A 10,354-nucleotide genomic window follows, 5' to 3' on the forward strand; every position below is an offset into this window, starting at 1 on the left:
TGCGAATTTATCCATGGGGCGAATATGGCGAGCACGGACAAGTCCGAAAATGTTCCCGATCAGTGCGCCCCTGCAGTGCACAACGAGTCGAGCGTAGAGGTCACAGATTCTGTCGTTCAGGCGGGCCAGATACACGGCGATATTAACTTCTTCCGCTCCGCAGAAGCTACCACCGCCATGCGAGCAACTTCAGGAAACCAGTGGGCAAAAGAATACCTACGGGCTTCCATGGAATTGCTGGAGCAACTAGATCCCTGGCTACGAAACCTACGCTCCTGGTCAAAACCTTGGCCGCACACCTCACCGGCAGAACTCAGACAACAAAGATTGGAGCTCAGTTCATTTGACTGGCTCGCCGCATCCCGCGCCATACACACAGCATGGAGGCCGTTAAGTCTCATCGGAACGGTTGCGACAGAGAAGGCGTTTCGAGCGCTCATCGCCCAGATGTACGCAAATACTGCCGCAACCACCGGAACGCCGGTGCCCCAGGACGGGCTTGACCGGATGGTAGCGGAGATGGACAGGCGGCTCGACGCTCTTGTCGAAGCTCTGCGGGCCGACTTGGGCGTCTAGCATTCCCTACGCCAGGAAGGCTTCGCCGGCTAGTGACACGCGTCGAGCGGGCTCCCAGCGCTCCCCTACCCCCCCGTCCTCACCTGGGGGCTCCGCCGTGGAGCACAGAGGCTCCGACTTGGGGCATCCGCCCGCGCCTCCTGGTGCGGGGGCACATCTCATGGGCGCTACCTAGTCGGGCAGTTGGTCAGGCACTCACGTCAGAGGCCCCTTCCGAGTGATCGGAAGGGGCCTCTGAGCTGGAGCCGCCTATCGGAATCGAACCGATGACCTATTCATTACGAGTCTCACGAACAAGATCCACACTCGTCCAGTCTCGTCTGCTGGCCTGCTAGGCAGCCCTCTCGGACGCCCCTGGGTTCCGACCTTGTCCAGGCTCGTCCAGACCCGTTGTTAGCAGCGGCGTTAGCAAACCGGAGCACTCCGCGCCGACCGGTCCGGGGCACTCGTTCGCGCGAAGGGCGCGCAAGGTGTGACAGACCATTTCGCGCGAATGAGTGCCCCGGCTCGCGGGGGTCCGGGGGACGGCGCAGCCCCCTGGTTCGAACCCGCTAGACCGTCATGCTCTCGGCTCCGGGGGCTGCCAGAGACTGCGCACCGCGGCACCGATGAGCATCGCCAACGCGTCCGCCACGATCTTCTGCTGGACGGCGTCGACCTGCTGGCCGTCCAAGGCCGCTTGGAGCGTGGCCATGCCGAGAGCCATGGCCACCATGGCAAGGGCCACGGCGGCTAGGCTGAGGAGTGAGTCCATGGGGTTACCTCCTGTGGGGTCGGGCCGTGCGCGGTGGCCGGATATCTCTTGGTCGGAGGTCGGCCATCCCGCACGGCTCATCTGATCGGGAGCGTAGCGAGGTCCCACGGGAAAATCACCCCTCGCCCTCTTGTGCAGGTACTTAGCGCTCATCTATAATGCGCCCCGACTAAGGGTCTCTTTAACGTGAGTGACGTGCTGCAACGGCTTTGATGCGAGTGGGGCGTGTCCTACTTCTTGGAGAGGTCGACGGGTACTCGCGGGTTAGCTAGGTCTAACCTGCTGGCCTCTCCGTGAAAGGGCGGACGGGCGACGTGGCGCGCCGGGACCGGACGGAACAGGCCGCACCCCGACGCGCCGGGGCGGGCGGCCGCCGGCGACTATCCGGTCGGGCGACACGCCGCCCACTGCCTCGCCTGCACCGACTGGGCCGCCCCAAACTGCACCGGCGAGCCCCAACCGCTCGTCTCGCACCACCCCGATGCGAACCACCGGCGAGCGCGGCTCCTAACGACTCGCCCCATCTCGTGACGTGTGCCGCTGGAAGATCGCGTTAACGTCCGTGTGCGTCTGTAGCTTTACTTCTCCGCTGTACGGCTCACTTCAACCAGCGTGCTCATATGCGTCGTCCGAGCTCGTGCAGCACGCTGGCGAGGTTGTTGCGGCTGGTCAAGGTGTTGGGGTGTTCGGGTCCCAGCACCCGCGTACTTGTCTCCAGTACCGCACGGAGTTCGGCCTCGGCTTCCTCCAGCCGCCCGAGGCCCTGCAGCACACCGGCGAGGTTGTTACGGCTGATCAGAGTGTCGGGATGTTCGGGTCCCAGCACCCGCGTACTTGTCTCCAGTACCGCACGGAGTTCGGCCTCGGCTTCCTCCAGCCGCCCGAGGCCCTGCAGCACACCGGCGAGGTTGCTGCGGCCGATCAGGGTGTTGGGGTGTTCGGGTCCCAGCACCCGCATTCTGGTCTCCAGTACCGCGCGGCCCTCGGCCTCGGCTTCCTCCAGCCGCCCGAGGCCCTGCAGCACACCGGCGAGGTTGTTACGGCTGGTCAGAGTGTCGGGATGTTCGGCGCCCAGCACCCGCCTGCAAATTTCGTACTCAGCGCGGTGTTCGGCCTCGGCTTCCTCCAGGCGCCCGAGGTCGCTCAGCACGCTGGCGAGGTTGTTGCGGCTGATCAAGGTGTTGGGGTGTTCGGGTCCCAGCACCCGCATTCTGGTCTCCAGTACCGCGCGGCCCTCGGCCTCGGCTTCCTCCAGCCGCCCGAGGTCGCTCAGCACGCTGGCGAGGTTGTTGCGGCTGATCAAGGTGTTGGGGTGTTCGGGTCCCAGCACCCGCATTCTGGTCTCCAGTACCGCGCGGCCCTCGGCCTCGGCTTCCTCCAGCCGCCCGAGGTCGCTCAGCACGAGGGCGAGGTTGTTGCGGCTGGTCAAGGTGTTGGGGTGTTCGGGTCCCAGCACCCGCATTCTGGTCTCCAGTACCGCGCGGCCCTCGGCCTCGGCTTCCTCCAGCCGCCCGAGGTCGCTCAGCACGAGGGCGAGGTTATTGCGGCTGATCAGAGTGTCCGGATGTTCGGGTCCCAGCACCCACCTACAGATTTCGTACTCAGCGCGGTGTTCGGCCTCGGCTTCCTCCAACCGCCCGAGGTCGTGCAGCACGCTAGCGAGGTTGTTGCGGCTCGCCAAGGTGCTGGGGTGTTCGGGGCCGTGTTGGTCATGGTTGGCGGCCACAGCTTGGCGTAGAGCGGTCTCTGCCAGACGGTAGCGGCCCTGGTCAGACGCCGTGTCAGCGAGGTTCATCGCGTCGGCGGCGTCGGCGTGCGCCAAGGTCTGGATGATGGTGGATTCGGGCACATGGTCGCCGGCCGGGGTGGTGCGTTGGACGCTGTCCACCAGGTAATCGAACACCTCATAGCGGTCGTCGGTGACGGCGTGCAGCAGGGCATTGCCCGACTCGCGGAACTGGGTCGCCCACTGCCAGGCTTGCTCTTCGGTCTCGGGGCGCAGCCGGTCACCGCCGTCCCGGTCGAGATAGCCGGTGTGCAACTGGGCGAGCAGTTCCCTGGGAAGTGGTGCGGTGAACCCGGCCCGGCGCACGTCGACGGCGGCGGCCACCAGCGCGGCGGCGCGAGGATGCCCGCCACGGATCCGCGCCCGCTCCCACTCCTGAAGCAGTTGGGGCCCGCAGGCCAAGTACTCGGCGATCCCATAGCTGTCGGCGTGCTCAAGTGCATCGGCGACCCGAGAGTCCTCCACCGCAAGGTCTCGGGCGTGGTTCTGCTCGGTCTCGCTGAATCGGCGTTCCACGAAGATCCGGTGGGCCTGTTCCAACACCGCCTGGCTGTCGCGCTGCACCTGCCGCCCCTCGGCATCGTCGCCGCCGGCGGTCAGGCGGTCCTCTTCGGCGGCCCGCAGCGTGGCCACGATCACCCTGTGGTGCTCATCCCCGGCCAGCAGTTCGGCGACCTGCCTGCGGGTCAGACCACCGGTCCCCAAGTAGTCGTGGATGTCGTTGAGCCACAGCACACACCGGCGGATCGTGGCGGCCCTACGTACCGCCGCCGCCACCCCGTCCCGGTTCTCCGGAACGATCAGCGTGTGGTCGGGCAGCATCGCCCGTACCGCCTCGAACGCCGCCCGCGTCTTACCCGCCGCCGAATCCCCCACTAGTAGCACAAATCCGCCGCCGCCAAGTTCCCGGCGAAGCTCGGCATCGATGTCGCGCAGCACGTACACCGGCACCCGGTCCCCGCTCTGTCCCGGCTCCCGGGAACCTGTCGAGAGGGTGGTCTCACTACGCCGCGCGGGATGGACCCCCATCGTGATCGGGTCGATGATGTCCCGTACACGAGGGAGTTTGCCGCCCGGGGTGAACGTTCCCTTGATCAGTTCCTGGTCGAGGGTCTGGCGGTCCTGCATGTCCTTCTCGAACCGCGTCTTCCAGACGCCCGCGAACAACGTCGCCAGCGGAACCAGTACCGCAGCGGCGGTCAGCAACCGCCAATCCTTCACCCCCGCCGCTGCCAACACCCCCGGCGCAGCCACCAGCAGCGCCGCCGCACTCGCCAAGAACCCCGTCCCGACACCCCGGTTCCCGCCCACACCTCACCCCGCATCCCCGGCCGAATCCGTAGACGGCAGGCTTACACGCCCCCATCCCGAAACAACCCCAGATGACACAATGTGACCTCACCTGGCCGCACCACCGGCCAATCTGCACGGTCACGCCTCGCTCCGGAGCGCTTATCCGCGCGAACGGTGAGACGGTGTGACAGACAGAATCGCGCGGATGAGTGCTCCGGCTCGCGGGGGGCTGGGGGCTGCGAAGCCCCCGCTTCGGGCACGTCCAACCAGCTGAGCCAAACAGCGCACGGACCCCTCGGCCTGCGCTTCCTAGCCACCGCATAGCCTCATTCGAATGAATGAGGCAGTCCTTATCGAGGTCACCGTGCTGTGGGCCGAACACCTCGGTGCGCCGTGGCCTGAAGAGCTGTACCGGGTGGATGACCGTGACGGCGATGTGGTCGAGATCGATGGGGCGATGGCTGGATGCATCTCGGCCTATGTGCAGGACCGTGGGGTGCTCGATGCGAAGCGGTCCCGCGTCCTCCAAGCCTGCGCACGTGACCTTCAAAAGATCCTTCCCCGCTTGCGTGGTGAAGGTGCACAACACATCCGCCGTTTGATCCGCATGGCGGAGTTGATAGGTCGGCCGGAAGACGCTGCCACCTCAAGTTCGTAACTCCCCGTCCGTCAGACGGCGCCTCATGAGCCCGGGTGGCCGGTCGGCGCGGCGCGGCGGGACCGGACGGGACAGGCCGCACGCCCGGCGCGCCGGGGCGGGCGGCCGCCGGCGGGCGCGGAGGGGGGGGCCCCCGCCGGCGGCCGCGTAGCGGGCGCCCTTGAAGACGTAAAGAAAGTTCTCATCCGGCACGGGATCTGCCGGGCTGAGCTGGGGTTTTAGCTGACTTGCTCGCTGGTTTCGTAGCGGCGGCGCCATGCCGCGCAGCGCTCTACGTAGGCCGGGAGGTGTTGGGCCTCGAAGTCGTCGGCTGACCAGTCGTCGGGGCCTACGTCGGCTCCGTCGTTGCACGCATAGGTCCAACCGTGGCGGCCGTCGCCCAGGTCCACGCGAACGAGTTCATAGACCGGGTCCTCAAAAGCGTCCAGGACGCGCCACTCGTCGGATGTTAGACCGGTCAGCAGGTAGCCCTGTGCGGTGGTGTCGCCGGGGACGAGACCGGGGTACACGCGTCCGGGCAGGGTGGCGACGCGCCATCCTTCGGCCGCTGCCGGTTCGTGGTCGGGGACTCGGTCGATGAGGGCGAACAGGACTTCAGGGAACTGGAGGCTTCCGTAGACGAACAGGGCCTCCGGGGCCACCGACAGCCGGTCCGGCCGGCCAGAGGTCGGCGAGGTCGGTCGGGGTGAGCGGGGCTCGGTATGCGGCATGAAGCACCTCCCGGGACACCTTAGCGTCGGCGTCGGCGAGGGCGGCGAACCAGTCGAATCCGGCCGGGTAGGCCCACATGTAGGAGCGGTGTTCGGGGCTGGTTCCCCGGTCGGCGAGGTAGCCGGTGATGGTCTTGTCGGTCATCCAGGGGACGGCGGCTCGGAGGTGGTCGGCGCATTCGACGGCGGGTGTGCCGTGGTTGATGGCGCGGTGGACCTGGGCGAGGACGAGTTGGGTGTAGTGGGCGAGTTTCACGCGCGTGATCAGGACCTTGTCCTCGGGCAGCAGAAACAGCGGCCATGCCTGGGCGAGCCCTTCGAGCATGACCTGTTGCGGTGCGTGGATGCTGAGCAGACGGACCCAGGGCACGTCTTCGGCGGCGGCGCGGGCGGTGAGGCTGGCGCTTTGGAGGCCGTGTCCGAGGACCTCGTGCAGGGCGAACTGGCGGGCGCCGGTCTGGGTGAACTCGACGTTGGGCAGGTTGAGCCGTAGCCGAACCTGGTCGCCCGCACCGTCCAGCCAATAGGCCCAGTAGGCGTCCACCTCGGCCGTCTCGATCGTGAGCGAGTAGGGCGCGGTGCTGCCGGTCGCCTCCCGTACGGCAGGCTCCAGCTCCTCGGCGGCCTGGCGGATCGCGTCCGGCGCTTCGCTGACATCCAAGAGCCCCTCGGCCTGGCGCAACTCGGTGTTGGTGTGGGCGCCCCAAGTGATCCCGAGATCGGCCAGTGCGGCGCGGGCCTGCTCGGCGTGGTCGGCCACGTACTCCTCCGGCCAACCCGCGGTGCCGCACCCTTGCGTCTTGCGGACGTAGTCGGTGAATGGCGGGTGTTCGCCGAGGAGGGCACCCAGGTAGGTCAGGTCGGCGTCCAGGCGGGTCGCCAGGGGGCCGGTGGCGGTCGCGCGTAGTTCTGCCAGTTGGCGGTAGACGGTGAGCCGATCGGGCGCGGGCTCGGGATCGGGGCCGCCGGGGTGGCAGTCGAAATCGAGAACGGGTGATCCGCCGCGGGCGATCTCGTAGGCGTTCCACCCGCGGAGCACGTTCTCGATCTCGTCACGCAGACTCATGCGGTACGTCCCATCGCAGTGTGAGGGCCTGGTTCGGGCGCAGATAGTTGCGGGTCAAGGTCATCACAACGTCGTCGCCCTCGTAGTCCCACATGAGAGCGTCCTCGGCGGAGTTCTCCGAACCGTCCGGGTGCTCCTCGGCCGCTCCGCAGCGCACCAACTGTCCGGCGCCTCGGTGACGGATGCGAAGCGTGTAGTGCCGCAGGTAGCGCGGGATGGACTGGCGCCAGTAGTGGTCTTCGAGAAACTGGCCACCTCGGACGGTGAATCCGACGGTTGCCGACTCCCCCGGTTGGATCGACGGCGAGATCTTAAGGGCGAACTTCGACAGGTTCGCGGTGTCGTGAATGCGCTGGATCATGACCCGCCGGTCTGAGTCGGCGTTCGGCCTGATGTCGAGCCGCTTCTCGGTGTACTCGAACCACACTTCGCGGGCGAGCCGAGTCACAGGGCGGTCGCTGAGGTTGAGCAACTGGTGCCGGTAGATCACGGTCGACCAGCCGTCCGGATCGATGTCGATGTCGGCCGTCATGGACAGTTCCACGATGTTGCCGGACAGGGCGGCGAGTTGGGCGGTCTCCTCGCCGCTGAGGCGCAGCACGCTGCGCAACTCCAACAGGTGGCGTCCAAGGTGGCGGGCCTCCTCGCTCACTCCCTCGACGGAGTCGAGCAGGGCCGGCGACACGGGAGTAGGCGGCGGTTCGGGCGTTCCCCACTCCACTTCTCCCGCTGGTGCCTGAAGGCGCTGGTCAATGGTGGCGAGGAGGTCTTTCGCGCCGGGCACGTCAGGGGCCTGGACGGTCGGGGCGCTCTCGGCGGCTTGGTCGTCGGTGACACGCTCGAACAGTTGCTCCGCCGTCCAGCCGGGGAACATCTTCTCCAGTACCCGGCAATGGTCGGAGTAGGGAAGCCCCTTCAGCTCACCGGACGTCCACCGATGGAGCTGGGCACGGCTCGGCCCTTTACCGACAAGCGCCGTATCGACCTTGCGCGCCGCCTTGTCGTATTCGCTCGCGAACGTCCGGTGCGTCTGCCAGTGACGTTCGAGGAGCAGCAGCTTCAATCGCACTGGGGGAGTCGTCATTTTCGGCCTTCCGACAGGGCGAAAGTAGCACGAGATGCGACACAGACGAGACGGGATGAGAGCAAGCCGCACGGGATGCGTCACGCACGGTATCGCGACGCAACATGTCTCCTCGGAAGCCTCGTAGTTGTGATCGACGGCGGGACCGGTGACACGGCGAGGACGGGCGCGGACCGTGGCCCCGTGTCACCGGGACCGCTTCCAACGAGGGGCGAGACGATGGAAACGAAGATGACGCTGGAGCTGGAACTCCTCGCCGAACTGCGTGGCGCGCTCACCGAACACGAGATCCGATCGAACCTGCGAGAGGACGTCGCCGGCCTGGCCGTCGCCACCGACGCGCCCGGCGTCTACCTGTGGGTGTTCGTCAGCTTCACCGGCCGGTTCTTCTCCTGGGCGCAGGGCAACCACCAGCACCCGGTCAACGACATGGCGGGAGCCGCGCGACGCATCGCCACGCACGTGGAGGGGCTGCACCTGCTCGGGGGTGCCGGCTGATGGGCAAGCATGAGATCGACCTGTCGGGGCTGATCGAGAGCATGGAGTACCAGCTCGAAACAGAGTTCCCGCGCTGGCTCATCTCTCGCGAAAGCTCGGGGCGATGGGTCGCCGTTCGACCGAACTGGGGCGCACTGTACGCCGAGGACGCGCCGGAACTGCGGGAGCGGCTGCGCAAGTACGACCAGGACGCGACGCCATGACCACCGGTCGGCAATCACACGGCAAGATCGTGCGGCTGGATGCGTCGCGCGCCCATGGCAGGAACGGTCGAAGGAGGGCGGTCGGACTGACCGAGGAAGAGCGTCAGATCCTGTTCGCGATGCTGGCCGAAATCGCGGCTGAGCTGGACGAACTACAGGACCGGACGGCGGAACTGTCGATGCGGGTCACTGATCCCGAGTCCGCTCGTCAATCGCGTCCAGCCTAGAATTCAGACGCCGGATGTGGCCCCGGATCTCCTGGAGCTGGGCGAAGATGATCTCGAATTCTTCGCTTCGCTCCGCCGGGGCCTCTCCGGCGTCTTGCGTATCCGGGGTCGCTATGACGGTCGCTCCCCTGGCTCCCTGACGCGTGGTCACGAGCCCTTCGTCCCGCAGGACGGCTATCGCGTTGCTGACCGTCATGCCGGAAACTTGGTACGTCTCGGCGAGTCTGGCGCCCGGCGGCAGGGTCTCCCCCACGGGGTACTTGCCCGTGGCGATGTCGTGGCGCAGCTCGTCAGCGATGCGCACGTACGGCTTGCGTCGATCGACCGGGCCTTTTGCCATGTCAGGCAGTGTACGCCTGGCTCTAGGTCTCTAGGTACCTGAGGAAATTTTCGGTCACTCACTTGACTTCTATACATAGCTAGGTACCTTGGTATCTGTCCAAGTGAGCGTGAACCTCGGAGGTTCCTCGTGCGCAACATCCCGGTGGATCTGTCGGCGCTGACGTTCGTGTGCGTGTCGGCGCCGCGTCCCAAGCTGGTGAGTCAGGAGACGGGGGAGGTGAAGGTGGACCGGGACGGTAAGACGGTGTTCACGGTCGGGCTGTCGGCGGCGGACGCCATGGGGCGGGTCGAGTTGGTGAACGTGTCGGTTCCGGGCGATCAGGAGGTGAGTATCGGGCAGATCGTGACGCCGGTGGGGCTGGTGGCGTTCCCGTGGGAGCAGGTGATCGGCGGTCAGAAGCGGTGGGGTGTCGCCTATCGGGCGTCGCGTATCGCGGTGGCCGGTCCGGTGGCGGTGCCGGACGCTCCGGGCTCGTCGTCGGCTCCGTCCGTTGCGGCGGACGTGGCCTGAGCGGCGGCCCGGTCATGACTGACTTCTACACAGTGCTCGGGGTCCTGGCCGCTGCGGCGGCCGGGCTCTGGGCCTGGCGCCGGTGGCACCCGGTGTCGTTCTGGTACGGCGTCGGCTTCCCGGCTCGGGCGGTGCTGGTGTACCTGACGTGGCATCACGTCGCCTCGGGCTGCAAGCTGACCCGCAACCGGCGCCGGTTCCGGCTCACCCTGGACGCCGTCCCGGTCGTCGGGGTGGCGTCCCGGTCGGCGGCCGCCATGGTGCAGCAGAAGCGGCGGGTGCGGCGGGTCGACGTCGAGCGCGCCCCTCGCCTGGGCATCCTGCGCCCGACTCGGCTCGGCTGGCGGATGCGGCTGCGGCTGCACGATGGGCAGGTTCCGGCGGACTATGAGAAGGCCGCGGAAGGCATCGCGCACGCCTGGCGCGTCCACTCGGTGCGGGTGGTCGACGTCCGGCCGGGGTTCGTGACGCTGTGGGCGACCATGCGGGACCCGCTCACCGAGGTGACGCTGTCGCTGGCGCCTGCGGAACTGCTCAGGGTGCGTCCGGGGAAGCTGGAGAACGGCGCCGACTGGGTGATGGATTTCCGCACCGTGCCGCACTGGCTCAACGCCGGGGCGACGCAGTCCGGCAAGTCCAACCTGGC

At 67.2% G+C, this 10,354-nt stretch carries 12 protein-coding genes and 1 pseudogene; 7 read left to right on the forward strand and 6 right to left on the reverse strand.

What is annotated here, in order from left to right; all coding sequences use genetic code 11:
- The first annotated feature begins 24 nt into the window (after positions 1-24).
- The gene (locus tag ABD296_RS14190; RefSeq protein WP_344266252.1) at positions 25-576 is read left to right on the forward strand and encodes a hypothetical protein; all 552 of its coding nucleotides are present in this window, start codon (positions 25-27) and stop codon (positions 574-576) included.
- Between the two features lie 559 nt (positions 577-1,135).
- Here the strand turns inward: ABD296_RS14190 and ABD296_RS14195 are convergent.
- Together ABD296_RS14195 and ABD296_RS14200 are read right to left on the reverse strand one after the other, a co-directional pair.
- Positions 1,136-1,282, reverse strand: coding sequence for a hypothetical protein (locus ABD296_RS14195; protein WP_344266255.1), 147 nt, complete (start codon positions 1,280-1,282; stop codon positions 1,136-1,138).
- A 664-nt stretch (positions 1,283-1,946) separates the two neighbouring features.
- The gene (locus tag ABD296_RS14200) at positions 1,947-4,394 is read right to left on the reverse strand and encodes a tetratricopeptide repeat protein (protein ID WP_344266258.1); all 2,448 of its coding nucleotides are present in this window, start codon (positions 4,392-4,394) and stop codon (positions 1,947-1,949) included.
- Between the two features lie 349 nt (positions 4,395-4,743).
- Between ABD296_RS14200 and ABD296_RS14205 the strand changes: the two genes are divergently transcribed.
- Positions 4,744-5,067: a hypothetical protein gene (locus ABD296_RS14205; protein ID WP_344266261.1), complete on the forward strand. Its 324-nt coding sequence runs from the start codon at positions 4,744-4,746 to the stop codon at positions 5,065-5,067.
- A 218-nt stretch (positions 5,068-5,285) separates the two neighbouring features.
- Here the strand turns inward: ABD296_RS14205 and ABD296_RS14210 are convergent, their stop codons facing one another.
- Genes ABD296_RS14210 through ABD296_RS14220 form a run of 3 tightly spaced genes read right to left on the reverse strand, consistent with a single transcriptional unit; the run spans position 5,286 to position 7,906 of the window.
- Positions 5,286-5,708: a gamma-glutamylcyclotransferase family protein gene (locus tag ABD296_RS14210; RefSeq protein WP_344266264.1), complete on the reverse strand. Its 423-nt coding sequence runs from the start codon at positions 5,706-5,708 to the stop codon at positions 5,286-5,288.
- Positions 5,662-6,843: a hypothetical protein gene (locus tag ABD296_RS14215; protein WP_344266267.1), complete on the reverse strand. Its 1,182-nt coding sequence runs from the start codon at positions 6,841-6,843 to the stop codon at positions 5,662-5,664. The genes ABD296_RS14210 and ABD296_RS14215 overlap by 47 nt, the downstream gene beginning before the upstream one ends.
- The gene (locus ABD296_RS14220; protein ID WP_344266270.1) at positions 6,830-7,906 is read right to left on the reverse strand and encodes a hypothetical protein; all 1,077 of its coding nucleotides are present in this window, start codon (positions 7,904-7,906) and stop codon (positions 6,830-6,832) included. Before ABD296_RS14220 ends, ABD296_RS14215 begins: the two co-directional genes overlap by 14 nt.
- 240 nt (positions 7,907-8,146) lie before the next feature.
- On the opposite strand from ABD296_RS14220, the gene ABD296_RS14225 reads away from it, so the two are divergent.
- Genes ABD296_RS14225 through ABD296_RS14235 form a run of 3 tightly spaced genes read left to right on the forward strand, consistent with a single transcriptional unit; the run spans position 8,147 to position 8,855 of the window.
- Positions 8,147-8,425: a hypothetical protein gene (locus tag ABD296_RS14225; RefSeq protein ID WP_344266273.1), complete on the forward strand. Its 279-nt coding sequence runs from the start codon at positions 8,147-8,149 to the stop codon at positions 8,423-8,425.
- On the forward strand, positions 8,425-8,628 hold the full coding sequence (locus ABD296_RS14230; protein ID WP_344266276.1) for a hypothetical protein: 204 nt from the start codon (positions 8,425-8,427) through the stop codon (positions 8,626-8,628). The genes ABD296_RS14225 and ABD296_RS14230 overlap by 1 nt, the downstream gene beginning before the upstream one ends.
- Positions 8,625-8,855 carry a hypothetical protein gene (locus ABD296_RS14235; RefSeq protein WP_344266279.1) on the forward strand — a complete coding sequence of 77 codons (231 nt, stop codon included), beginning with the start codon at positions 8,625-8,627 and terminating at the stop codon, positions 8,853-8,855. The genes ABD296_RS14230 and ABD296_RS14235 overlap by 4 nt, the downstream gene beginning before the upstream one ends.
- Here ABD296_RS14235 and ABD296_RS14240 read toward each other — a convergent pair.
- Positions 8,815-9,195: a GntR family transcriptional regulator gene (locus tag ABD296_RS14240; RefSeq protein WP_344266282.1), complete on the reverse strand. Its 381-nt coding sequence runs from the start codon at positions 9,193-9,195 to the stop codon at positions 8,815-8,817. The genes ABD296_RS14235 and ABD296_RS14240 overlap by 41 nt on opposite strands.
- Positions 9,196-9,324: 129 nt before the next feature.
- Here ABD296_RS14240 and ABD296_RS14245 point away from each other — a divergent pair, with 129 nt between their 5' ends.
- Both ABD296_RS14245 and ABD296_RS14250 read left to right on the forward strand, forming a co-directional pair.
- Positions 9,325-9,708, forward strand: coding sequence for an SCO3933 family regulatory protein (locus ABD296_RS14245; RefSeq protein WP_344266284.1), 384 nt, complete (start codon positions 9,325-9,327; stop codon positions 9,706-9,708).
- Between the two features lie 14 nt (positions 9,709-9,722).
- A pseudogene (locus tag ABD296_RS14250) lies at positions 9,723-10,354 on the forward strand (FtsK/SpoIIIE domain-containing protein); the annotation flags it as partial.

Source organism: Actinomadura napierensis, assembly GCF_039529375.1.
In the GTDB taxonomy this organism is placed as follows: domain Bacteria; phylum Actinomycetota; class Actinomycetes; order Streptosporangiales; family Streptosporangiaceae; genus Spirillospora; species Spirillospora napierensis.

Excerpts from the sequence above, each read along its gene's own strand:
- ABD296_RS14215 (WP_344266267.1), bottom strand. The coding sequence starts at position 6,843 with ATGAGTCTGCGTGACGAGATCGAGAACGTGCTCCGCGGGTGGAACGCC.
- ABD296_RS14195 (WP_344266255.1), bottom strand. The coding sequence starts at position 1,282 with ATGGCTCTCGGCATGGCCACGCTCCAAGCGGCCTTGGACGGCCAGCAG.
- ABD296_RS14225 (WP_344266273.1), top strand. The coding sequence starts at position 8,147 with ATGGAAACGAAGATGACGCTGGAGCTGGAACTCCTCGCCGAACTGCGT.
- ABD296_RS14205 (WP_344266261.1), top strand. The coding sequence starts at position 4,744 with ATGAATGAGGCAGTCCTTATCGAGGTCACCGTGCTGTGGGCCGAACAC.
- ABD296_RS14235 (WP_344266279.1), top strand. The coding sequence starts at position 8,625 with ATGACCACCGGTCGGCAATCACACGGCAAGATCGTGCGGCTGGATGCG.
- ABD296_RS14230 (WP_344266276.1), top strand. The coding sequence starts at position 8,425 with ATGGGCAAGCATGAGATCGACCTGTCGGGGCTGATCGAGAGCATGGAG.
- ABD296_RS14240 (WP_344266282.1), bottom strand. The coding sequence starts at position 9,195 with ATGGCAAAAGGCCCGGTCGATCGACGCAAGCCGTACGTGCGCATCGCT.
- ABD296_RS14190 (WP_344266252.1), top strand. The coding sequence starts at position 25 with ATGGCGAGCACGGACAAGTCCGAAAATGTTCCCGATCAGTGCGCCCCT.